The organism is Stenotrophomonas sp. VV52, assembly GCF_002893095.1.
Classification (GTDB): domain Bacteria; phylum Pseudomonadota; class Gammaproteobacteria; order Xanthomonadales; family Xanthomonadaceae; genus Stenotrophomonas; species Stenotrophomonas aracearum.
In genome coordinates this window covers 1-21,322 of the sequence record NZ_PKQQ01000003.1, presented here as the reverse complement: position 1 = coordinate 21,322, position 21,322 = coordinate 1, and the positions used below count along the sequence as shown (strand labels likewise).

General features: G+C 68.1%; 24 protein-coding genes. All 24 read right to left on the bottom strand.

The window, feature by feature from the left end:
- Window positions 1-134: 134 nt before the first annotated feature.
- Window positions 135-926: a flagellar biosynthetic protein FliR gene (gene fliR / locus C2U58_RS08660; RefSeq protein WP_102945496.1), complete on the bottom strand. Its 792-nt coding sequence runs from the start codon at window positions 924-926 to the stop codon at window positions 135-137.
- Between the two features lie 7 nt (window positions 927-933).
- Complete coding sequence (locus C2U58_RS08655) at window positions 934-1,203, bottom strand: flagellar biosynthetic protein FliQ (protein WP_102945495.1); 270 nt, start codon at window positions 1,201-1,203, stop codon at window positions 934-936.
- Between the two features lie 9 nt (window positions 1,204-1,212).
- The gene (gene fliP / locus C2U58_RS08650; protein WP_301182355.1) at window positions 1,213-1,914 is read right to left on the bottom strand and encodes a flagellar type III secretion system pore protein FliP; all 702 of its coding nucleotides are present in this window, start codon (window positions 1,912-1,914) and stop codon (window positions 1,213-1,215) included.
- An 83-nt stretch (window positions 1,915-1,997) separates the two neighbouring features.
- A complete protein-coding gene (fliO, locus tag C2U58_RS08645; protein WP_102945494.1) occupies window positions 1,998-2,399 on the bottom strand; it encodes a flagellar biosynthetic protein FliO in 402 nt (133 codons plus the stop codon).
- Entirely contained in the window at window positions 2,396-2,734 is a 339-nt protein-coding gene (gene fliN, locus C2U58_RS08640) for a flagellar motor switch protein FliN (RefSeq protein ID WP_102945493.1), read from the bottom strand. Before fliN ends, fliO begins: the two co-directional genes overlap by 4 nt.
- The gene (gene fliM, locus C2U58_RS08635) at window positions 2,731-3,738 is read right to left on the bottom strand and encodes a flagellar motor switch protein FliM (protein ID WP_102945492.1); all 1,008 of its coding nucleotides are present in this window, start codon (window positions 3,736-3,738) and stop codon (window positions 2,731-2,733) included. The genes fliN and fliM overlap by 4 nt, the downstream gene beginning before the upstream one ends.
- Before the next feature lie 9 nt (window positions 3,739-3,747).
- Window positions 3,748-4,266: a flagellar basal body-associated FliL family protein gene (locus tag C2U58_RS08630; protein ID WP_102945491.1), complete on the bottom strand. Its 519-nt coding sequence runs from the start codon at window positions 4,264-4,266 to the stop codon at window positions 3,748-3,750.
- A gap of 382 nt (window positions 4,267-4,648) precedes the next feature.
- The gene (locus C2U58_RS08625; protein ID WP_102945490.1) at window positions 4,649-5,806 is read right to left on the bottom strand and encodes a flagellar hook-length control protein FliK; all 1,158 of its coding nucleotides are present in this window, start codon (window positions 5,804-5,806) and stop codon (window positions 4,649-4,651) included.
- The gene (gene fliJ / locus C2U58_RS08620; RefSeq protein ID WP_070207910.1) at window positions 5,806-6,261 is read right to left on the bottom strand and encodes a flagellar export protein FliJ; all 456 of its coding nucleotides are present in this window, start codon (window positions 6,259-6,261) and stop codon (window positions 5,806-5,808) included. The genes C2U58_RS08625 and fliJ overlap by 1 nt, the downstream gene beginning before the upstream one ends.
- A 3-nt stretch (window positions 6,262-6,264) precedes the next feature.
- Complete coding sequence (locus tag C2U58_RS08615) at window positions 6,265-7,647, bottom strand: FliI/YscN family ATPase (RefSeq protein ID WP_102945489.1); 1,383 nt, start codon at window positions 7,645-7,647, stop codon at window positions 6,265-6,267.
- On the bottom strand, window positions 7,644-8,279 hold the full coding sequence (locus C2U58_RS08610) for a FliH/SctL family protein (protein ID WP_102945488.1): 636 nt from the start codon (window positions 8,277-8,279) through the stop codon (window positions 7,644-7,646). Before C2U58_RS08610 ends, C2U58_RS08615 begins: the two co-directional genes overlap by 4 nt.
- Entirely contained in the window at window positions 8,276-9,289 is a 1,014-nt protein-coding gene (gene fliG, locus C2U58_RS08605; protein WP_102945487.1) for a flagellar motor switch protein FliG, read from the bottom strand. Before fliG ends, C2U58_RS08610 begins: the two co-directional genes overlap by 4 nt.
- A complete protein-coding gene (gene fliF, locus C2U58_RS08600; protein ID WP_102945486.1) occupies window positions 9,282-10,928 on the bottom strand; it encodes a flagellar basal-body MS-ring/collar protein FliF in 1,647 nt (548 codons plus the stop codon). Before fliF ends, fliG begins: the two co-directional genes overlap by 8 nt.
- Before the next feature lie 12 nt (window positions 10,929-10,940).
- Complete coding sequence (gene fliE, locus C2U58_RS08595; RefSeq protein ID WP_102945485.1) at window positions 10,941-11,297, bottom strand: flagellar hook-basal body complex protein FliE; 357 nt, start codon at window positions 11,295-11,297, stop codon at window positions 10,941-10,943.
- 276 nt (window positions 11,298-11,573) lie between these two features.
- The gene (locus C2U58_RS08590; protein WP_172448113.1) at window positions 11,574-12,683 is read right to left on the bottom strand and encodes a YadA-like family protein; all 1,110 of its coding nucleotides are present in this window, start codon (window positions 12,681-12,683) and stop codon (window positions 11,574-11,576) included.
- A gap of 285 nt (window positions 12,684-12,968) precedes the next feature.
- Window positions 12,969-14,456 (bottom strand): sigma-54 dependent transcriptional regulator, encoded by a 1,488-nt coding sequence (locus C2U58_RS08585; RefSeq protein ID WP_102945483.1) that lies wholly within the window; start codon window positions 14,454-14,456, stop codon window positions 12,969-12,971.
- Window positions 14,453-14,833 carry a response regulator transcription factor gene (locus tag C2U58_RS08580; RefSeq protein ID WP_102945482.1) on the bottom strand — a complete coding sequence of 127 codons (381 nt, stop codon included), beginning with the start codon at window positions 14,831-14,833 and terminating at the stop codon, window positions 14,453-14,455. The genes C2U58_RS08585 and C2U58_RS08580 overlap by 4 nt, the downstream gene beginning before the upstream one ends.
- 12 nt (window positions 14,834-14,845) lie before the next feature.
- The gene (rpoN, locus tag C2U58_RS08575; protein ID WP_102945481.1) at window positions 14,846-16,255 is read right to left on the bottom strand and encodes an RNA polymerase factor sigma-54; all 1,410 of its coding nucleotides are present in this window, start codon (window positions 16,253-16,255) and stop codon (window positions 14,846-14,848) included.
- A 297-nt stretch (window positions 16,256-16,552) separates the two neighbouring features.
- Window positions 16,553-17,185: a response regulator transcription factor gene (locus C2U58_RS08570; protein WP_102945480.1), complete on the bottom strand. Its 633-nt coding sequence runs from the start codon at window positions 17,183-17,185 to the stop codon at window positions 16,553-16,555.
- Between the two features lie 197 nt (window positions 17,186-17,382).
- Window positions 17,383-17,961 (bottom strand): PilZ domain-containing protein, encoded by a 579-nt coding sequence (locus C2U58_RS08565; protein ID WP_102945479.1) that lies wholly within the window; start codon window positions 17,959-17,961, stop codon window positions 17,383-17,385.
- Complete coding sequence (locus tag C2U58_RS08560; protein WP_146033440.1) at window positions 17,958-18,263, bottom strand: hypothetical protein; 306 nt, start codon at window positions 18,261-18,263, stop codon at window positions 17,958-17,960. The genes C2U58_RS08565 and C2U58_RS08560 overlap by 4 nt, the downstream gene beginning before the upstream one ends.
- Complete coding sequence (fliS, locus tag C2U58_RS08555; protein ID WP_070209330.1) at window positions 18,263-18,679, bottom strand: flagellar export chaperone FliS; 417 nt, start codon at window positions 18,677-18,679, stop codon at window positions 18,263-18,265. The genes C2U58_RS08560 and fliS overlap by 1 nt, the downstream gene beginning before the upstream one ends.
- 67 nt (window positions 18,680-18,746) lie before the next feature.
- On the bottom strand, window positions 18,747-20,129 hold the full coding sequence (fliD, locus tag C2U58_RS08550) for a flagellar filament capping protein FliD (protein WP_102945477.1): 1,383 nt from the start codon (window positions 20,127-20,129) through the stop codon (window positions 18,747-18,749).
- 387 nt (window positions 20,130-20,516) lie between these two features.
- A partial coding sequence (locus C2U58_RS08545) for a flagellin (RefSeq protein WP_102945476.1) occupies window positions 20,517-21,322 on the bottom strand: 806 nt, incomplete at its 5' end.

Below are 21,322 nucleotides of genomic sequence, written 5' to 3'. Positions count from 1 at the left end.
GTTCCCCCTGCCGTAGGCGCATGAGACGACAGGGGTGGGGGCGAAAGCAAGCGCAAAAACGGCCAAATTTCATGTGGAAATCACACGAAGATGACGTTTTTCACATACTCAACGGTATGTCACCGCGCCCGAAATCAGTGGGTGACGCTGTCGGCCGCCTGGAAGGCAGCGTCGAAAAGGCGTTGTACCGGCGGCCCCATTTCACCGGCCAGCACGGTCAGCAGGAACAGGCCGAGCAGCAGCGCGACCGGCAGGCCCAACTGGATCGGGTTCAGCGCCGGCGCGGCCTTGGAGAGCACGCCGAAGGCCAGGTTGATGGCGAGCATGGCCACGGTGAGCGGCAGGGCGAGGGTGAGCGCGCCGCGCAGCACCTGCAGCAGGAACATCGGCGCCACGTTCAGGAAGGCGTCGATGTCGGGCAGCGAGGTGCCGATGGGCACGGCTTTGTAGCTGTCCATCAGCAGCGAGATCAGTGCGAGATGACCGTTGGCGGTGAAGAACAGCAGGCCGAACAACAGGTAGAACCACTGGCCGATCACGCCGGAGGTGCCGCCGCGCATGGGGTCGCTCATCTGTGCGAAGGCCAGGCCGGTACCCTGGGAGACCAGTTCGCCGGCCATGGCGCCGGCTTCGAACACCAGCCGCAGCAGGAAGCCGATGGACACGCCGATGGCCAGTTCGCGGGCGATGCTGAGTACGGTGGCGGCGTCGAACCCGGTCCACGCCGGCACCGGCGGCAGCATCGGCGAGAGCGCGATGGCGAGGGCGCCGGAGAGCATGACGCGCACGCGGGCGGGGACGGCGCGGCTGCCGACCAGCGGCATCGCCATGATCATGGCGCCGATACGCAGCATGGTCCACAGCACGGTGCCGATCATGCCGAAGGCGTTGAGCCCGTCGGCGGCCATCTGGGTTGCCGAATCCATCGCGGTGCTATCCGATCAGGTGCGGTATGCGCTGGAACAGCAGGACGGTGTACTCGACCAGGTGGCCGATCAGCAGGCTGCCGAGCGCGAATAACACGGCGGTCAGCGCGGCGGCCTTGGCGACGAAGGCGATGGTGGGTTCGTTGAGCTGGGTGGCGGCCTGGACGACGCCGACCACGACGCCGACGATGAGCACGGTGAGCAGCAGCGGGCCGGCCACCCAGAGCACGGTGATCAGGCCACCGCGCAGTTCGGTCAGGGCAAGTTCGGGGGTCATATCAGCGCCTCAGACCGCGTTGAAGCTGGCGGCAAGCGTGCCGACCACCAGGACCCAGCCGTCGACGAGGACGAACAGCAGGATCTTGAACGGCGCCGAGACCAGCATCGGCGAGAGCATCATCATGCCCATGGACATCAGCACGCTGGCGACGACCAGGTCGATGATGACGAACGGGATGAAGATGAGGAAGCCGATTTCGAAGGCGGTCTTCAGTTCGCTGGTGACGAACGAGGCGACCAGTACCGGGAACGGAATGGCGTCGGGGCTGGCGTAGGTGCCGTGCCCGGCCATGCCGGCGAAGGTCATCAGGTCGGTCTCGCGGATCTGGGCCAGCATGAAGGCGCGCAGCGGCTGGGTGGTGAGGGTCCAGGCGGTCTGGAAGTCGATCTCGCCGTTGAGGTAGGGCGCCATGCCGGTGCCCCAGGCCTTCTGCCAGACGGGCAGCATGACCATGGCGGTGAGGAACAGGGCCAGGCCGAGCAGGACCTGGTTGGAGGGGGTCTGGCCGGTACCCAGGGCCTGGCGCAGCAGGCCGAGCACGATGATGATGCGGGTGAAGGCGGTGAGCACCAGCAGCATGGACGGGATCAGGGTGATCGCGGTCATCAGCAGCAGGGTCTGCAGCGGCAGGCTGACCGGGGCGCCACCGATCTTGCCGACGTTCACGTCGGGCAGGCTGGGCATGGCGGGGGCAGCGGGCGCAGCCATGGCCAGCGCGGGCAACGCGCACAGCAGCAGGGCGAACAGCAGCGGCAGGTAACGGGTCCAGGAAGCTTGGGGGCCACGCATGATCATGTGTCCTTGCGCAGCCGCTGTTGCAGGAGCTGGGCGAAATTGGGCAGGTTCTTGAAATCCGGCAGGCGCGCCGGTTCCGGGGTGGGCAGGGGTTCGGGCAGGCGGTGCAGGGTGTTGATGCCGCCGGCGGTGACGCCGAGCAGCAGCTGTTCACCGTTGACGTCGACGACGACGACGCGTTCCTTGGCACCCACGTTGAGGCTGGCGACCACGCGCAGGCCTTCGGCGGGCTTGAAGCCGCTGCCGGGCATGCGCTTGAGCAGCCAGCCGAGGCCGACGATCAGGGCGAGCACGGCCAGCAGGGCGAACACGGCGCCGAACATGCTGGGCGCGGCGGCGGCGTGCTGGCCGACCTTGGTCGCCTGCGCGCCGGCGGCGATGAGTGCCAGGGCGATCAACGCAGTCTCCGGATCCGTTCGCTGGGGCTGACGACGTCGGTCAGGCGGACGCCGAAACGGTCGTTGATGACGACGACTTCGCCGTGGGCGATGAGGGTGCCGTTGACGAAGACGTCGAGCGATTCGCCGGCGCCGCGTTCGAGTTCGACGACGGAGCCCTGGTTGAGCTGGAGCAGGTTGCGGATGGGGAGGCGGGCGCGGCCGACTTCGAGCGACAGGGTGACCGGGACGTCGAGGATGACGTCGAGGTTCAGGTCGGGACCGCCGTCGGCGTCGTCGGAATGCAGGGTGGTGAACTGCGCCGGTGCCGGTTCGTGGGTGTCGATGTCGTTCATTGCGGGTCTTCCTGGATGACGGGTACGCGGGGGCGGGTGCCCGGCGGGTGGGTAGCGGTGATCTTTACTGCGTTCATGCCGTTGGCGACGCCGAACTGGCCGGTGAAGACGGGGATGTTCTCGACGCAGACGGGAACCTGGTTGGGCAGGTCGATGGGCAGGACGTCGCCGATCTTGAGCCGGGTGAGGTCGCGCAGGCTCATGTGCTTGGTGGCGAGGACGCTGGAGAGGGTGACTTCGGCGACGTTGAGCTGTTCGCGCAGCATGGTGCCCCAGCTTTCGTCACGATCGTTGCGGTCGCTCTGGATGCCGGCATCGAGCAGTTCGCGGATCGGTTCGAGCATGGAATACGGGAGGGTGACGTGGATGTCGCCGCCACCGCCGTCAAGCTCGACATGCAGTCGGCAGACGACGACGTATTCGCGGGGGGTGACGATGTTGGCGAAGTGGGGGTTGATCTCGGAGTTGATGTATTCGAAGTCGACATCCATCACCGGGGCCCAGGCTTCGCGGAGGTCGGCGAAGGTCTGCTTGAGCAGGAGATGGATGACGCGCATTTCGGTGGCGGTGAATTCGCGACCTTCGATGCGGGTGGGGTAGCGGCCGTCGCCACCGAAGAAGTTGTCGACGATGGCGAAGACGAGGGTGGGTTCGAAGACGATCAGGCCGGTGCCGCGCAGGGGCTTGAAGCGGATGAGGTTGAGGTTGGTGGGGACGTAGAGGGAGTGCATGTAGTCGTTGAACTTGATCAGTTCAATGCCACGCACGGAAAGTTCGGCGGAACGACGGATGAGGTTGAACAGGCCGATGCGCCAGAGCCGGGCGAAGCGCTCGTTGACCATTTCGAGGGTCGGCATGCGGCCGCGGATGATGCGGTCCTGGCTGGCGAAGTCGTAGTTGCGGGCTTCGCCGGGGGCAATGGTGTCGACTTCGGTTTCGACGGCACCGGAGTCGACGCCATGCAGCAGGGCGTCGATTTCATCCTGGGAGAGCAGGTCGTTCATGGGGCGCCCTTACTGGGTGACGAAGCTGGTGAACAGCAGTTCGTCGGCGCCCTTGTTGCCGGTTTCGGCCTTGAGGAGCTTCTGGACTTCGGCGAGGGAGTCGGCCTGGAGCTTTTCCTTGCCGGCACGGTCGGCGATCTGGGCGGGTTCGACCTGGGAGAAGAGCATGAGCAGCTTGGCGCGGATGGCCGGTGCGTGAAGCTTGATGGCTTCGAGGGCGGCGGGGTCGCGGGTCATGAGCTGGACTTCGACCTGGAGGTAGCGGGGGCCGTCGAAGCTGCTGCTGAGGTTGACGACGAACGGGGGTTCGAGGCCGAAGTACTGGGCAGGCGCGGGCACGGCGGACTTGGCCTTTTCGGCTTTGGCCGGGGCCTTGTCGTCATGGGACTGGGTGAAATACCAGACGCCGCCACCGGCGGCGCCAGCGGCCACCACGGCAATGAGGGCCGTGATCAGGAGCGGGCTGCGCGGCTTGGCGGCCTTGTCCTTGTCGGCGGATTTCTTGGTTTTGTCGGCGGCTGCGGCCACTGGGAAGCTCCATTGGATTGCTTCCTGGCTACATGCAAGTGGTGTGCCGAAGTGCGGCGGGCTTCTGTTGCCGGGAAATTGACGTGAAGGTCAACGTCAACGGCAACGGCAACGGCGTCGGCTCTGCGGTTCCGCCTGGTTGGGCGGGTCGGTATGGGTTTGTGGGGGACGCCGTAAATCCGTCCATGGAGGCTAAGTCGCGGCATCCATGCCGCTCATTCCCCCACAAACCCATACCGACCCACCCCTGAAACCGTACGGGTGACGGTGGGGAGAGCGGGTTCGTCGCCCGGTGCAATTCCGGCGGTAGGGTCGGTTCCCAAACGACCGCCGATAACGATGATCGGCTCTTTTACGCATGGACCCTGATCGAAACGCGGCTTTACGCGTACGCGTCGACCAACCCTCTCTGCCGCATCAACTGCGCAGGGGAGACGATGGTTTCCGTGACTGCCATCTCGCTGTCGTTGACGCCTTGTCCATTCTGCCCACCACCGGCCTTTCCATCCTGGGCGGTGTGCTGCTGCCCGACATCGGCATTGCCCAACTGGAATCCCTGTTCGTTCAACATTTCGCGAAGGCGCGGAATGCTGGATTCGAGGGCGTGCCTCACATCCGCATGTGCGCTGCTGAAGGTGGCGTGGACCTTGTCGCCGTCCATCTGCAGGCGGACTTCGATCAGGCCGAGGTCGTGGGGGGTGACTTTGATGGTGGCGTGGCCGATCTTCTGGTCGGCGAGCCAGCCGATCCGGGCGCTGAGGGCGTCGTCGAAGTCGTCGCCGCCGACATGCGGGGTGGCGGTGGGCTCGGCCGCGAAGGGGGCGTTGGTGGCGTTGGCCTTGAGTTCGGCGGCGGCGTGCAGGGCGTGGAGGAGTGGGGTGGTGGTGGGGGCGTCGGCGTCGCTGGAGGTGGCAGAGGCGATGGCGTCGGCCAATTCGTCGGGGAGCGGGGTGTCTTCGCTGGCGCTGGCGTCGAGCGGCAGGGCGATCGGGCCGGCTGCATTGTCTGCTGGGGCGGCGGTGGCTGCGGTCAGTGCGGGGGCGGCGGTGAGGGGCGCGGCGCTGGGCAGGCCGGTCAGCACGGGGTCGGCCTTGGCGGCACTCTCGGCGTTGGCGGCGGGGGCGGCCTGGACGGTGACGGCTTCCGGGCCGGCCAGCGCGAGGCCGGCCAGGCCCAGCGGGGGCCAGGGGGCGGTGTCGGTGTCGTCGGGGGGTTCGGGGGTGGCGGGCGTTTCGCTGGCGGCCGAAGGGGTGGACGTGGTGGGATCGGTGCGGTCGCCGGGCGCGGTGCTGCCGGGACGGCGCGAGGCGTCGTCCGTGGCATTCGTGGCGGTGTCCTGGCCGGGCTGCTTTGCAGTGCCCTCGGGCTTTGCCTGCTTGCTGTCGGCCTTGGCGGGGGTCGGTTTGCGGGCGGGTTCGGCGTTGAGCAGGGCGTCAAAGTCCCGGCGGTCGCTGCCGTTGGTGGTGTTGCGCGGGGCGCTGCCGGTGGTGGCAGTGCTGCCGGTGGCGCTGGCGCTGCTGCCGAGGAAGGTGGGGGTCATCACGCGGTCTCCCCGGAGTCGGTGTCTTCAGCGCGGGCGGCGCGGCTGCGGCGGGCGCCGATGTCGTCCATTTCGCGCTGGTCGCGGCGGTCGACCAGGACTTTTTCCTGGGCGCGGTAGCTGGCGGCGAGCTGTTCGAGCACGGCCTTGTCGCGGCTGGCGAGGATCAGGCGGGCGCGTTCGGCTTCGACCTTTTCGCGGTTGTTGTCGACGGTCTGGCGCTGCTGGGCGACGGCGGTGTCGAGGCGGTCGAGGAAGGCGCGGCGGTTGAGCAGCTGGGCCGGGCTGGTGGCGGCCATCTGGGCGTTGGCGTACTCCTCGGCATAGCGACGCAGTTCGTCCAGGCGCGAGAGGTGGGTGTCGAGCACGCGCTGGCGCTCGGCGAGGTCGCGGGCGACTTCGTCTTCGTGGTCCTGGGCCCGCTTGAGCAGGGGATCGATGCGCTTGGATTGCATGGCTTAGCCCTCAGGTTCCACCAGGCGCTTGAGCGCGGCCTGGCTGTGCGGCAGGTCGGCGGCCTTGCCGACGTCCTGGCCGAGGAAATCGACGATGTCCGACCAGCGTTCCAGCGCTTCGTCGGTGGCCGGATCGTTGCCGCGCTGGTACGCGCCGATGGCGATCAGGTCGCGGTTGCTGGAGTAGGCCGAGACCAGGCGCTTGAGCTTGCGGATGCGCAGGCGCCACGGTTCGTCGGCGATTTCGGTGACCACGCGGCTGACCGAGGATTCGACGTCGATGGCCGGGTACAGGCCGCTGTCGGCAACCCGGCGCGAGAGCAGGATGTGGCCGTCGAGGATGGCGCGCGCGGCGTCGGCGATGGGGTCCTGCGGGTCGTCGCCTTCGGTCAGCACGGTGTAGAAGGCGGTGATCGAACCGCGTCCCTTGGCGCCGTTGCCGGCGCGTTCGACCAGCGCCGGCAGCTTGGCGAATACCGACGGCGGGTAGCCGCGGGTGGTGGGCGGTTCGCCGACCGACAGGCCGATCTCGCGCTGGGCCTGGGCGAAGCGGGTCAGCGAGTCCATCAGCAGGAGCACGTTCAGGCCCTGGTCGCGGAACCATTCGGCGATGGCGGTGGCGCGGTAGGCGCCGTGCAGGCGGGCCAGCGGCGGGCGGTCGGCGGGGCTGGCCACGACCACGGCGCGGCGCAGGCCTTCTTCGCCCAGGGTGCTTTCGACGAAGTCGCGCACTTCGCGGCCACGTTCGCCGATCAGGCCGACCACGATGACGTCGGCGGCGGTATAGCGGGTCATCATGCCGAGCAGGGTCGATTTACCGACACCCGAGCCTGCGAACAGGCCGACACGCTGGCCGCGGCCGATCGGCAGCAAGGCGTTGATGGCACGCACGCCGACGTCCAGCGGCTGGGTGATCGGTTCGCGGGCGAGCGGGTTGATGGCCACGCCGGCCATGCCGACGGTGCCCTCGGCGCGGATCGGGCCCTTGCCGTCCAGCGGTACGCCGTCGCTGTCGATGACGCGGCCGAGCAGGCCTTCGCCCACTTCCACGCCGCCACGGCCCAGCGAGGGCACCACGCGCGCGTTGGGCAGCAGGCCGTGCAGTTCGGCGCTGGGCATCAGGTAGGTGCGTTCGCCGGCGAAGCCGACCACTTCAGCGTCGACCCAGCCGCCGTCGGCGACTTCGACCTTGCAGCTGGCGCCCATCGGCGATTCGCAGCCGACCGCTTCCAGGGTCAGGCCGACCGCGCGGCGCAGCACGCCTTCGCGGATCAGGCCACGGCCATGCGCGCCGTCGGGCTGGATGCCGTCCAGGCGCGCGGCCAGGCGCAGGTTGCGCGCGGCCGCCCAGTCGGCGGCGGGGGCGGGGAGCGGTTCGGTGTTCATGCGCTGGCTCCGGATTTGCGCAGCACCGCGTCCAGCGCGCCACGCAGGCGCGCTTCCAGGGTGCCGTCGATGCGCACGGCTTCGGCGTGCACGCGCAGGTCGCCGCGGCTCAGGCTCAGGTCCGGGCTCAGCCGCTGGTTGGGCGAGAGAGTCAGCAGCGGGGCCAGGGCGGCGATGTCGTCGGGGTGCAGGCGCACTTCCACCTCGCGGTTGGCACCACCCACGGCGTCGACCGCTTCACCGACCAGCTGCGCGAGCAACGACGGATCAGCCTCGTAGGCGCGGCCGACCAAGGTGCCGGCAACGCGCACCGCCAGTTCGCCGAGCGCGGCCACCACTTCGTTTTCCAGGCGCACCAGCGGCCGGCTGAAGTTGTCCAGGATGCCTTCGATCTGCGCAATCAGGCGGCGCACTTCGGCCTGGCCCTGGGCGTGGCCGTCGGCATGGCCCTGGTCGAAGCCGTCCTTCTGCGCGGCGTCCTGGATCGCCTGGATTTCCTCCAGGGTGGGCAGCTGCAGCAGCGGTTCGGGGTCGTGCTCGAGCTCGATGGCCTGGTCGTCGAACTGTTCTTCCTGCACGGCGGACGGATCGGCCAGCAGGTCCGGGGCGAGCCAGCGTACGGCGTTGTTCACAGCATGGCCTCCGCGTTGCCGCCCAGTGTGACGGTGCCTTCATCGGCCATGCGCTTGACGATGGCCAGGATCTCGCGCTGCGCCGCTTCCACGTCGGACAGGCGCACCGGACCGCGCGCTTCCATGTCTTCGAGCAGGATTTCGGCCGCGCGCTGGGACATGTTGCGGGTGATCTTGTCGCGGACCTTAATGTCGGCGCCGCGCAGGGCCAGGCCCAGGCGTTCGCCGCTGACTTCGCGCAGTACCAGCTGCAGTTCGCGGTCTTCCAGGTCGATCAGGTCATCGAACACGAACATCTTTTCCTGGATGCGCGCGCTGAGCGGGGCGTCGATGCGGGAGATCTCGCCGAGGATCGCCTGGTCCTGGCCGCTGTCCATGAAGTTCAGGATGTTGGCCGCGCACTGCACGCCGCCGATGTTGGACGACTTCAGGTTCTGGTTGCCGGCGAACTGGCGCTCCATGATTTCGTTGAGTTCGTTCAGCGCGTTCGGCGGAATGCCGTCGAGCGTGGCGATGCGCAGCAGCACGTCGACCCGGGTGCGTTCGGGCAGCAGCTTGAGCGCGTCGGCGGCCTGGTCGGTTTCCAGGTGGGCCATCACGATCGCGATGATCTGCGGGTGTTCGTTGCGGACCAGGTCGGCCACCGCACGCGGGTCCATCCACTTCAGCGCGTCCAGCCCGGTGGTGTTGCGGCCGAGCAGGATGCGGTCGATCAGGTTGCCGGCCTTCTCGCTGCCCAGGGCCTGCACCAGCATGTTGCGGATGTAGTCGTCCGAGCCGACGCCCAGCGAGGTCTTGGAGCCCAGTTCGGTGTTGAACTGGTCCATCACCCGCTCGACCTGCTCGCGGGTGATGTCGCTCATGGTGGCCATGGCGATGCCGATCTTCTGCACTTCCTTCGGTTCCATGTGGCGCAGCACGTCGGCCGCTTCCACTTCGCCGAGCGAGAGCAGCAGCACGGCGGCGCGCTGCACGCCGCTGAGCGGGGCCGGGACGGTGGTATCAGTCATTGGCCACCCACCCCTTCACCACCTGGGCCACGCGCTTGGAATCGGTCTTTACAGCTTCACGCGCCATGCGCAGTCGTTCCTCGTAGGAGTCCACCGGCAGGGCCAGCGGCTCCTGTCCGGAGAGATGTACCCGGTCGGCGCCCAGCGCCGGCAGGCCTTCGCCGTCGTCCACCAGCTGCACGTCGGCGCTGTGCGGTTCCAGGCTGCCCTCGTTGGCCAGCTTCTTCGGGGTGCCGGTGATCGAGCGCAGCGCCGGGCGCAGCACGCCGAACACCAGCGCCAGCACCACGATGGCGCCGAGCAGCAGGCGCAGGCCGTCCTGCACGTACGGCAGTTCCCACCAGTTCGGGGCTTCGATCGGCGTGGTTTCGCGCACGAACGGGGCGTTCATCACCGACACGGTGTCGCCACGTTCGGCGTTGAAGCCCACCGCCTGCTTGACCAGCGCTTCCACGCGGGTGAGTTCGGCGGCCGAGAGCGGCTGTTCGGTGGTCTTGCCGTTGGCACCCGGGCGCGGCACGTTGTCCAGCAGCACCGCGACCGAGACGCGCTTGATGCGGCCGGCCGGCTGGCGGGTGTGCTGCAGGGTGCGGTCCAGCTCGTAGTTGCGGGTGGCGTTGCGCGCGGTTTCGGTCGGCGTGGCCGCGGTCGCTGGGGCGGCAGCCGGGCCGGGCGGGGTGTTGCTGGCCGCACCCGGTACGCCCTGCGGGCCCGGGGTGCTGGTGCTGTTTTCGCTGGTCTGCTCGCTGCGCAGCTTCTGCGGCTCGCCGTTGTACAGCTCACGCGCTTCTTCGGTGACCGAGAAGTCCATGTCCACGCTGACTTCCGGGTTGACCCGGCCCGGGCCGGTCATCGGCTCGAGCAGTTCGCGGATGCGCTGGTTGAACGAGGTTTCCTGGCGGCGCACCTGGTCGAACTGGGCGGCATTGACCGCCGCTTCGCTGTTCGGGTCGGACACGCTGAGCATGCGCCCGCTCTGGTCAACCACGGTGACGCGCTCGGCAGTCAGGTCGGGAATGCTGGCCGCGACCATGTGCACGATGGCGTCGATCTGGCCGCGCTCGAGCTGCTGGCCACCGCGCAGTTCCAGCACCACCGAGGCGCTGGCCACGTCGCGCTGGCGGGTGAAGGCGCTGGGCTTGGGAATGGCCAGGTGCACGCGCGAGTCGCGCACCGGACGCAGGGTGTTGATGGTGCGCGACAGCTCGGTTTCCAGCGAGTGCTGGTAGCGGGCGTTTTCCATGAACTGGCTGACGCCGAAGCCGGGGTCCCGCTCCATGAGCTCGAAACCGAGGCGGCCGCTGTCGGTCAGGCCGGAGCCGGCCAGTTTCAGGCGCGCGTCGTGCAGGTTCTTTTCCGGCACGGTGATGCCGCCGGTGGCGGCGTCCAGTTCGAACGGAAGCTGTGCGGCGCGCAGCAGGTCGGTCGCTTCGGCGGTGGCCTTCTGGTCCAGGCCGGTGTACAGCGGCACCATGCCGGGCTTCTGCGACCAGAAGAACACGAACAGGCCTGCCGCAACGGCCACGGCGATCATGGCCATCAGGCCAAGCCGACGGGTGATCTGCAGGCTTTGCAGCCGGTCGAACCACTGGCCCGCCTTTTCGGCGTTCAGGGATTCCTTGGTGAGCGACAGGGCCATGCGGTTCTATCCTTACAGCGGCATGTTCATCACGTCCTGGTAAGCCTGGACGAGACGGTTGCGGACTTCCACGGTGGCGCGGAAGGCGATCTGGGACTGCTGGGAGGCGACCATGACCTTGGCCAGGTCGGCGCCGGGTTCGCCCAGTTCGAAGGCGCGGGCGAGGGCGCCGGACTTCTGCTGGGCTTCGTTGACGCCGGCAATGGCGCCGCGCAGGGTGTCGGTGAAGCTCGCGCCCTGCACGTCCTGCGGGGCAGCCAGGCCCTGCAGCGCATTGGTCTGCGGAGTCTCCAGCGGGCCGACCGGCTGGGTGACCTGGGTCTGGTAGCTGCGGATCTGGGAGAGAATCGAGGTGACGGAGTGTGACATCTGGAACGTTCCGGCTGATTTTGGGGGATCTCGGGTGATGACGTTGCAAGCCCCGTGCCGAAACGGCTGAGCGGTTCAGTGATGTGGTGATGTCCGTGCGTGAAGGCCGGCGGTGCAAGGGGGGCGCGGAGAAATGTGTGACGTAGTTCCGCTGCGACGGGACGACGCACGCTCGCGACGGAACGTCGGCGTCGGGAAACCGGCGCGTTGGCCGGCGGCAGATGTGAAGACGCCCGGAGGATCCGGGCGTCTGTATGGATGGGTGGTAAAGCGCGGTTACCAGGTCACACCAGCACCGACCGCAACCGAGCTTTCGTCACCGCTGCGCGACGCACCTACCGACGCAGTGAAGTGCTCGGTGAAGCGGCGACGGAAACTGGCGGCAAAGGCATTCTCGCCTTCGGACCAGCCCACGCCTGCACCCAGGAAGTTACTGCCGACCTCCGGCATGCCAAGGCTCTGCGTCATCGCCGCGGCCATCGCGCCCTGGCGGCTGATCCGGCGGTCCATCACCCGCAACGCGTCGTCCATGCCGTTCAGGCGCTCATCGATCCCGGCGAACCGGTCTTCGGCTTGTGCCTTGAACTGGGCGAGTGCATCGTTGGCACCGGCGGCCAGGCTGCTGAGCTGGTTGACCTGCTGGTCGGTGTACTGGTTCGCTGCCACCAACGTGTCACCGGCCACCGTGTCGGTGTAGGTGTTGGCTTCGGCGAGCGTCGCGTCGGCCTGCTCGTCGGTGTAGGTGTTGGCCGCGGCGAGGGTGTCGGCAGCCGATTGCTTCAGCTGGCTGACGTTGACCCCGTCGGTGTCTGCGGTACCGGCGGCGAGGTTGACGATGCGGCGTTCGGAGCCTGCGACGCCGAGCGAGACGGTGTTGGCTTCGGTAGCGACTGCGCCGGCGCCGAGGGCGATGGAACTTACGCCCGAGGCCTTTGCACCTTGGCCGAATGCCAGAGCATTCAGTGCTGTGGCGTCAGTACCTACGCCGATCGCAAGGGTGCCTTCCTCGGTAGCGTTGCTGTTGACGCCGATTGCCTGACTGTCGCGGCCAACTGCCTTGACGTTATATCCGATTGCGGTCGAAGCGAACCCGGTTGCGCCGGAATTGCGTCCTACGGCGGTGCCGAACTGGTCGCCAGCGGCTGCACCGTTACCGACAGCCGTGGCGTTGGCGCCGCCGGCGCTGGCTGCATCGCCGCAGGCAAAGGCGCCAGCGCCGGTAGCGGTAGGTGCCGCGCCGCCGGTCTGGGTACAGACCGTCTGGGCGAGAACGGGAGTGCTCAGCGACAGGAACACGCACAGCGTGGCCCCAACAAAGGCGAGCGAACGGGCGAAGGAGGCGCGCGAAACACCACGCAATGCAATGCGATACCAGGAACGATCCATGGCAGAGATCCTCGGGTGGCAGCGCACCTGGCCGGTCATGCACCGGTTTGGCGTTCTGCGTGAATCCCCCGATTCCCCGTAGCCGGAGCGTGTTTTTGAAGCCCCGTCACACGGCTGTGGGCGACGCTATGCCCGGAGCCGTCATGGCGAGGTGAAGGTAGAGCCACGCCCTGCGTGGCTGCTCTTCGTTCCGGCGGCGTAAGGGCGTTTGGATCCCGGAATGGGGCCGGCACCGCGAGGACACGCGTGGCGTGTCGCTACGCGTGTGATCCCCATTCGTTTCCGTTAGCCGGCCAGCTCCGCCTGGTCGCGTTCGATTCCGTACTTGCGCAATTTTTCCACCAGCGTGGTGCGCCGCAGGCCGAGCAGCTGCGCGGCGTGCGCGACCACGCCCTGCGTGCGCTCCAGCGCTTCGTTGATCAGCGTCAACTCGATGCTGGCCATGTGGTTGCGCAGGTCCAGGCCTGCGTCGGGCAGGGCGGGGGCGCGTTCTGCCGGGTTTGCCGCTGCGGCTGCGGTGCCCGTCGTCGGGGTGTGGAACGAGAAACTACGCAGGTCCAGGCGCTCGTCGCCGTTGGCTTCCGGCGCAGCAACCGCCACCGGTGCGGCCACTGCGAAATCGCCGCGGTACTTGGCCGGCAGGTCCTGCACGCGCACGCTGCCGCCCGGATGCAGCACCGCCAGGCGCTCCACCAGGTTGGTCAGCTCGCGCACGTTGCCCGGCCATTCGTACCCGGCCAGCGCCTGCAGTGCCTCGGGGCTGAAACGCACTTCGCCACGTCCGGTGCGGGCCAGCTGGCCGGCGATGGTGGTGACCAGCGCGGGCAAATCTTCGGCGCGCTCGCGCAGGGCCGGCACTTCGATCGGGAACACGTTGAGGCGGTAGAACAGATCCTCGCGGAACTTGCCGTCGGCAATGCGCGACTCCAGGTCGCGGTGGGTCGCGGCGATCACGCGCACGTTGCAGCGGATGGTCTGGTTGCCGCCGACGCGCTCGAAGCTGCGCTCCTGCAGCACGCGCAGCAGCTTGACCTGCATCGGCAGGCTCATGTCGCCGATTTCATCGAGCAGCAGGGTGCCGCCTTCGGCCATTTCGAAACGGCCCTTGCGCGCGCTGAGCGCACCGGTGAAGGCGCCCTTTTCATGACCGAACAGCTCGCTTTCCAGCAGGTCGGCCGGAATCGCACCGCAGTTGATCGCGACGAACGGACCGTCGCGGCGCGGCGAGCGCTGGTGGATCGAGCGCGACACCACTTCCTTGCCGGTACCGGATTCGCCCAGCACCAGCACGGTGGTGTCGAACGCGGCGACCTGCTCGATCATCTGGCGCAGCGCACTTACCGCCGCACCGTCGCCGGTCGGGCCCTGTTCCTGCACGGCACCGGCCTGGTGTTCGGCGTCCAGCCGCTTCAGGCTGGCCCGGCGCAGCAGCGCTTCCATCTGCGCATGGCGCAGCGGCGCTTCCAGCGGCCACACGTTGGCTTCATGCAGCCCATGGCGCTGCGCGAACGCGCCGGGGTCGCCGTCGATCAGCATCACCGGCGGCGGCAGCGCGCCTTGGCCGGCCCAGGCAAACAGCGCTTCGCTGCGCTCGCCCGGTTCCAGCCCGCCGATGATCACCGCCATCCAGTCGGTGGCGCGGTGGCGGCGGTGGTCGAAATCGGCCGGGTCGGCGACCCAGCGCGGATTGAAGTCCATGAATTCCAGCAGGCTGACGGTGCGCTCGGCGCGCACGGCGTCGTTGTCCAGCACCAGGATGCGCGACTCGCTCATGGCGTGGCCTCCGGCTTCAATCCTTCCAGAATCGGCATGACCTCCTGGATGTAGGACAACTTGCTGACGAAGTTGTTGGCACCGGCCCGCAGCGCGTGCTCGCGGTGTTCGGTGTCATCGAAGTGGCTGGCGATCACGATGTACGGCGCGTCGTCCTGGCTCTTGATCAGCCGGGTGGCCTGCAGCCCGCCCATTTCCGGCATGGCCAGGTCCATCAGCACCACCTGCGGGCGCAGCGCTTCGGAACGCTCGATGGCTTCCAGGCCGTTGCCGGCACTGCCGACCACGTGCAGCCACTCGACCTTGCGGAAGTGGCGCATGGCCGCGTTGATGAAACCTTCGTGGTCGTCCACCAGCAGTACGGTGAGCTTGTTCATGGTTGTACTTCCTCAGCCCACCCGGGCCAGTAGCGGGGTGCGGGCACTGTGCCGGCGGCGTTCACGGGCCGGCGCGATGTCCAGTTGTTCGCGGTATTTTGCAACGGTTCGACGGGCAATATTCACCCCCTGGCGTGACAGAAGTCCCGCAATGGCTTCGTCGGCCAGCGGTTTGCCGGCCGGTTCGGCGTCGATCAGGCGGCGGACCATGGCCTTCACGGCCTGGCCGGAGACGCTGGCGCCTTCCAGCCGCACCGCGAAGAAGTGCTTCAGCTCCAGGGTGCCGCGCGGGGTCTGCAGGTACTTGCCGGTGGTGATCCGCGAGACGGTGGACTCGTGCATGCCGATGGCGTCGGCCACTTCCTTCAGGGTCAGCGGGGCCATAGCCTCTTCGCCGCGGGTCAGGAAGCCGGCCTGGCGCTCGATGATGACCCGGGTGGTGCGCAGCAGGGTGTCGTAGCGCATCGACAGCCCGCGGGTCAGCCAGCGGGCTTCCTGCAGCATGTCGCGCAGCGGCTGGGCGCTGTCGCCGGCATCGGCCAGGGCGTTCTCGTAGGTGGGGTTGATGCTGAGGCGGCGGCTGGTGGCCGGGTTCAGGGCCACGCGCCATTGGCCGTCGGCGTGCCAGGCGACCACGTCGGGGATGACCGCGCCGGTGCTGTCCGGCAGCAGGCTGTCGCCCGGGCGCGGCTGCAGCGACAGGATCAGGCGCACCGCTTCGTGGATGTCGGCCACCTCGGCGTCGAGCTGGCGGGCGAGGGCGGGGTAGTCGTGCGCGGCCAGCGCCTCCAGGCCGTTGTCCAGCACGCGCTGGGCCAGGTGGCGGGCCGGCACGCGGCCGTGCAGGGCGCGCAGCTGCACCGACAGGCATTCGTGCAGGTCCTGCGCGGCCAGCCCGGCCGGGTCGCCGTGCAGGATCTGCTGGCGCACCGCTTCCACCCCGGCGGCGTCGACATCGCAATGGGCGCTGGCCAGCAGGGTCAGCTGGGCCAGCGGGGCGTCCAGGTAACCGGCGTCGTCGCAGTGTTCCAGCCAGAACCGGGCCACCGCCAGTTCGCGGGCGTCCAGTTCCAGCGACAGGCGCTGCAGGGCGCGCAGCTGCGGGTCGCTGGACTCGTCGGCGGCGATGCGCTGCAGGCGGTCATCGTCGCCGTCGTGCCAGCTGGCACCGGCCACGTCCCCCATCGCCGGTTCGGGCAGTTCGTCGAAGGCGGCCACTTCCACCGTGGTGCCGGCTTCGCTGGTGGTCGCCGTTTCCTGCGCCGGGGCTTCTTCCAGCTCCAGCAGGGGATTGGTTTCCAGGGCGCGGCGGATCTCCAGCTCCAGCTGCATGCCGTCCAGCTGCAGCAGTCGGATCGACTGCAGCAGTTGCGGCGTGAGGTGGAGCTGCTGGCCCAGCTGGGTCGATAGGGTCGGCTTCATTGCGGTGTATCCCCGTCGCACCGTGTCCCCGGTGCGTTATGGAACACATCTTGCTTCCGATCCCTTGAGGGGAAAATCAGGGGGTTCCTGATCGAGGTCGTCAGGTTCCCGACACCCTGTAGGGAGATTCCCTACCGTATTCCAGTTCTTTGACGCTGGTTGCCGCTGGAAGCCTTGTCGCTGCGTGGCCGGGCGGTGTGTCTGCGATTCAAAATTCCGACGACTGGGGCTGCATCTGACCGTTGGGTGTCGGGGATCTGACGGGTCGCCCGCATCTCAGCGGGGCAGAGCCCCGCTCTACTCGAGCTCGTGCTGGTGGCGGGCGGCGAGCAGCAGCAGGTCGTTGGCGCGGCGGCAGCCCAGCGACTCCATCATGCGCGCCCGGTGGGTCTCTACGGTCTTGACGCTGATGCCGAGGTCGGCGGCGATTTCCTTGTTGCTCTCGCCCTTGCCGATCTGGCGCAGGATCTCGCGCTGGCGCGGCGAGAGGGCGGCAACGCCGACCGGCTTTTCCTTGCCCAGCATGGGCGCCAGCATCTTGGCCGAGATCTGCGGGCTCAGGAACACCTGCCCGGCATGCGCGGCGCGCAGCGCCAGTTCCAATTCCTGCGGGGCGGCGTCCTTGACCACGAAGCCGACCGCGCCGCGGTCCAGTGCGTCGCGCACGTGCACGGCGTCGTCGTGCATGGTCATCATTACCACGCGGGTGCCGGGCGCGCGGACCAGGATGTCGCTCAGCGCTTCCAGCCCGGTGCGGCCGGGCAGGGAGAGGTCCATCAGGATCACGTCGGGCGAATGCAGCAGCGCCATCTGCAGGGCCTGCTCGGCGTTGCTGGCCTCGGCGGCCACGTCCACGTCGGCAAAGCCCTGGAGCAGGCGACTGAGGCCGGCGCGGACCAGGGTGTGATCGTCGACGATGAGAACGCGCACGGGCAGGGAGGGTGTGAAGGTCAAGAAGTTCTTCACATTAACCGACCCAGCGGCGGGAGCCAAGCGGTAGCGCCGGCTGCTGGCCGGCCCAGGCGGTCCCAACCCACTCGGTCGCGCCGGCTCCTCGCATGACCAAGGACCGCCTGGGCCGGCCAACGGCCGGCGCTACCGGGAGGTCGAGCGGCCAACGGTTGGCTTCAGCGGCTGCGCCGGCTTTCCGCGACCTGGCGGCGGTGCAGCCTGAACAGGTGGCGTTCGAGGGCCATTTCCAGCGTTTCGCTCATGGGCTGGAAGCGCAGCCACAGGAAGCAGGAGCCGGCGCCGCTGGCGGCTTCGGCCAGGATGGAAACCGGCAGGTCGATGTGGTCGGGCAGCCAGTCGCAGGGCTGCAGGCGGATCACGCCCAGGCTGCCGGTCGGCGCGCCGGTGCGGGTGCCCAGCTCCAGGCGGATGCCGCGGCGCGACCAGCGCAGCGGGCGCAGGTCCAGTTCCTGGGTGCTCTGCCGCACCAGCCGGCCGAGCAGCACCATGGTCAGGTCCAGCTTGGCCTCCAGCCGCTGCAGCTGGGCGCTGTCGCCGCGCTCGTCATGGCCGTCGTCGACGCGCGCGTCTTCGACCAGGGCCACGCTGCGCAGCAGGGTCTCGGCGCTGCCCGGGCGGATCACCGCGCTGCCCAGCCGGAACTCGGCGGGCAGGGCCAGGTCGCAGCTCAGCGTTTCATCGAACAGCTCGCTTTCGGCCGGATGATGGATGTCGCTGGGGCGCTGGTCGCTCATGACAGGGCTTCTGCGGTGAGGTAGGCGCGCGCCACGCGGCCGGCGGCAACATTCTGGCGCAGGTGGCGCGCGGCTTCGTCGCGCTGGCTGGCCATCGTCCGCAGCAGCCGCTGCTGGCGGCTTTCCAGTGCGGTCAGGCCGGCCACGTCGGCCAGCGCGCCCGGCTGTGCCAGCCAGGCCTGCTGGTGGCGGTCCAGGTCATCCAGGCAGACCCCGGCGGCGGCGTAGTCGTCCACGCGCAGCGCTGCTTCCACCGCATCGAGGTCGGCATTGAGGCAGGCCAGCGACAGCGCGCCGTCCATCACAGCGCGACCGCGGCCGGCTGGCGCTGGTCGTGCGGAATCGCGTTCCAGGCCGAATCGATCTCGCCCAGCAGCTCCAGCGACTCGCGCAGGGCTTCGGGGTCGTTGTGCAGGTTGGCTTCGGTCAGGCGCTGCATGACGTAATCGTACAGGGCGGACAGATTGCCGGCGATTTCACCACCGGCTTCATGGTCCAGCGAGCCGTTGAGGTGGCCCACGATCGCGCAGACCTCGCCGATCGCCTTGCCCTTGCGCGCCTGGTCGCCGCCTTCCAGGCAGGCCTGGGCCAGGCGCACGCGTTCCAGCGCGCCGGACAGCAGCAGCGCGACCAGCTTGTGCGGGTCGGCATCGGTGATCGAGCTCTGCACGCCGACCTTGCGGTACTGCTCGGTGAATTGACGGTTGGAACCGTACATGGATCATGTCTCCTGCAACGTTGGTACCGATATCGGCCGCGCGCGCGCCCAACTTGAGCGTCCGCGCTCAACCCGACAGCTGGCTCAGCTGCTGGCTCAGCGCGGAGCTGCTCTGGCTGAGCTTGCCCATCAGGGCGTCCAGCGCCAGGAACTGCTTCTTGTAGCGTTCTTCGACGCCGGCCATGCGCGTGTCGAGCGCCTTGCGGCGCTTGTCGATGTCGGTCAGCGTGGCATTGATGCTCTTGGTGCGGGAAACGAACGCGCCTTCCTTGCCGACCGTGGTGCTGGTGTAGCCGTCGACCATGTTGAACAGCTTGGTGGCCGCACCGTCGTCGCCGGTGAAGGCCTGGCGCACTGCGCCGGCCTGGTTGACCAGGGCCGCTTCGAACTTGGTGTTGTCGAGCACCAGGCTGCCGTCCGCATTCGGGTAGGCGCGGGTCTGCAGGCCCAGGGTCTTGGGGTCCAGGCCATTGGCGGCCAGGTCCTTGAGCACGCCACTCATCATCGAGCGCAGCTGGCTGGCGGCACCGCGCATCTGCGCGTCGCCGGTCAGCGAGGACGGCTCCTTGTTTTCGATGTCGTACTTGGTCGCCGTGTTGATCGCCGCGAGCGCGCCGTTGTAGGCGGTCACGAAGTCCTGCATGACCTTGCGCGCGGCAGCCACGTCGCTGCTGATGGTGACGTTGCTCTCGCCGACCTTCTTCAGGTTCAGGGTCAGGCCCGGGACCACGTCGGTGACGGTGTTCTCACTGGCGACCACGGCCACGCCGTCGATGGTCAGCTTGGCGTCGGCCGCCGGGGTGCGCTCGGACATGCTGGCGGCCAGCGCGGTCAGGTCGGCGTTGCCGCTGCCGGCGCTCAGCTTGATCGCGTTGGCGGTGCCGGACTTCTCCTGCGACAGCGACAGGTACTGGTCGTCGCCGGAGGCGATCAGGGTGGTCTGTACGCCCAGGCTGCGGGCGGCCTTGTCGATCTTGGTACGGATCGAGGACAGGGTGTCGTCGGCTTCGACCTGGATGTCCAGCGACTTCATCTTGTCGCCCACACCGACATCCAGCGTCAGGGTTCCGGCGCCGAAGGTCTTGGTCTTGGGAATGGCGGTGTCGGCGATCCACTTGTTGGCCGTCGCCAGCTGCTCGACCTTGACCACATGGGTGCCGGTGGCGGCATCGTTGGTGCCGCTGGCCGTCAGGATCTCGTCGGTGCCGCTCTTGGTCACGTTGAACAGGCGTGCGTCGAAGGCCGTGGAGGCCTTGAGCGCCTTCAGCGACGTGCTGAGCACGTCGAACGCGGACTTGACGGTGCCCACGGCCGAGAGCTGCATCTTGGCCTTGGACTGCTGCAGGTTCAGTGCGTTGTCCGCGGGCTTGCGGTCGGCCGCGACCAGGCTGGCCACCATGCCGGAAATGTCCAGCCCCGAACCGATGCCGCCGTAACCAAAGTCAGCCACGCTGTTTCTCCTGTCTGTCAACGAATGTAGCGGCCGTAGCCGCAGGGTCTTTAGACCCGTGTCGATGCAGGAGTTGTGCCACGGGCAGGGCGCGGAGGAATGGCACGCCCTTTGCAGGGATGATCAGGCGGGACGCAGCATGGTCCGGCCGGGGGTCTGTAAAAAACCCTCCCCCAATGCAGGGGAGGGCTCAGGCTACTGAAAAATACGGGGGGAGACGAAGCCACCCGGGGAGTTCAGTCAAACTTACAGCGCTGATAACAGTTCGGCCGCAGGGGCGGGCCATGGCCACGGCGTCCATGGACATGGCCCGGTCCTGCAATGGGTTTGCTGCTGCTCGGGGTTGCCCGCGCCGCCGGCGATGTGCCGGCGGCGTAGGCGCGTGGCTCAGCGCAGCAGGCTGAGCACGTTCTGCGGCACCTGGTTGGCCTGGGCCAGCATGGCCGTACCGGCCTGCTGCAGGATCTGGGTGCGGGTCAGCTCTGCGGTTTCCTTGGCGAAATCCGTGTCCTTGATGCGGCTGCGCGACGCGGACAGGTTTTCGGTGGAGGTCTGCAGGTTGGCGACGACCGAGGTGAAGCGGTTCTGCACGGCACCCAGGTCGGCACGGGTGCTGTTGATCGAACCCAGCGCCTTGTCGACGATTTCCAGCGCCTGCTGGGCGCCAGCAACGGTGTCGATCTTCAGATCGGACAGGTGCGAAGCGGTGGTGTTGGCGGTCACGTCGGTGGTGGTCACACCAGCCACCGAAGCGCCCGCGCCAGCCACGGCCAGGTCGGCCAGCTTGGCGTCGGCCTTGACCGAGGTCAGGGTGATTTCGCCATCGATCGCCTTGCCGGTCGCATCCACCGCCTGCGTTGCCAGCAGGCCGGTTTCACCGAGCTTGCTGCTGATCGCCGCGGTGATCGCCTTGACGGCGTTGGCTTGGTTGGCGGCATCGGCGCCGGCCACGTAGTCGAACTTCACGTCGCCCAGTGCCACGCCACCGACGGTCATCGCACCAATGGTGCCGCTGGCGAGGTCTGCACCGTCCACTTCAATCTTGCCGGCGGTGGCGAAGGTCGCAGCGCCCAGCGAGTCGGCCTTCGCATTGACCACCTTGTCGATGGCGATGGCCTGGCCGGCGTTGGCGCCCACTTGGAACAGCTGGCTGGAGAACGAACCGTCCAGCAGCTTGGTGCCGTTGAAGTCCG

What these genes read in the sequence shown, in the direction of transcription:
- fliR (WP_102945496.1), bottom strand. Translation starts at nt 926, where the DNA reads ATGGATTCGGCAACCCAGATGGCCGCCGACGGGCTCAACGCCTTCGGC.
- C2U58_RS08655 (WP_102945495.1), bottom strand. Translation starts at nt 1,203, where the DNA reads ATGACCCCCGAACTTGCCCTGACCGAACTGCGCGGTGGCCTGATCACC.
- fliP (WP_301182355.1), bottom strand. Translation starts at nt 1,914, where the DNA reads ATGGCTGCGCCCGCTGCCCCCGCCATGCCCAGCCTGCCCGACGTGAAC.
- fliN (WP_102945493.1), bottom strand. Translation starts at nt 2,734, where the DNA reads ATGAACGACATCGACACCCACGAACCGGCACCGGCGCAGTTCACCACC.
- fliM (WP_102945492.1), bottom strand. Translation starts at nt 3,738, where the DNA reads ATGAACGACCTGCTCTCCCAGGATGAAATCGACGCCCTGCTGCATGGC.
- C2U58_RS08625 (WP_102945490.1), bottom strand. Translation starts at nt 5,806, where the DNA reads ATGACCCCCACCTTCCTCGGCAGCAGCGCCAGCGCCACCGGCAGCACT.
- fliJ (WP_070207910.1), bottom strand. Translation starts at nt 6,261, where the DNA reads ATGCAATCCAAGCGCATCGATCCCCTGCTCAAGCGGGCCCAGGACCAC.
- C2U58_RS08615 (WP_102945489.1), bottom strand. Translation starts at nt 7,647, where the DNA reads ATGAACACCGAACCGCTCCCCGCCCCCGCCGCCGACTGGGCGGCCGCG.
- fliG (WP_102945487.1), bottom strand. Translation starts at nt 9,289, where the DNA reads ATGACTGATACCACCGTCCCGGCCCCGCTCAGCGGCGTGCAGCGCGCC.
- fliF (WP_102945486.1), bottom strand. Translation starts at nt 10,928, where the DNA reads ATGGCCCTGTCGCTCACCAAGGAATCCCTGAACGCCGAAAAGGCGGGC.
- fliE (WP_102945485.1), bottom strand. Translation starts at nt 11,297, where the DNA reads ATGTCACACTCCGTCACCTCGATTCTCTCCCAGATCCGCAGCTACCAG.
- C2U58_RS08590 (WP_172448113.1), bottom strand. Translation starts at nt 12,683, where the DNA reads ATGGATCGTTCCTGGTATCGCATTGCATTGCGTGGTGTTTCGCGCGCC.
- C2U58_RS08585 (WP_102945483.1), bottom strand. Translation starts at nt 14,456, where the DNA reads ATGAGCGAGTCGCGCATCCTGGTGCTGGACAACGACGCCGTGCGCGCC.
- C2U58_RS08580 (WP_102945482.1), bottom strand. Translation starts at nt 14,833, where the DNA reads ATGAACAAGCTCACCGTACTGCTGGTGGACGACCACGAAGGTTTCATC.
- rpoN (WP_102945481.1), bottom strand. Translation starts at nt 16,255, where the DNA reads ATGAAGCCGACCCTATCGACCCAGCTGGGCCAGCAGCTCCACCTCACG.
- C2U58_RS08565 (WP_102945479.1), bottom strand. Translation starts at nt 17,961, where the DNA reads ATGAGCGACCAGCGCCCCAGCGACATCCATCATCCGGCCGAAAGCGAG.
- C2U58_RS08560 (WP_146033440.1), bottom strand. Translation starts at nt 18,263, where the DNA reads ATGGACGGCGCGCTGTCGCTGGCCTGCCTCAATGCCGACCTCGATGCG.
- fliS (WP_070209330.1), bottom strand. Translation starts at nt 18,679, where the DNA reads ATGTACGGTTCCAACCGTCAATTCACCGAGCAGTACCGCAAGGTCGGC.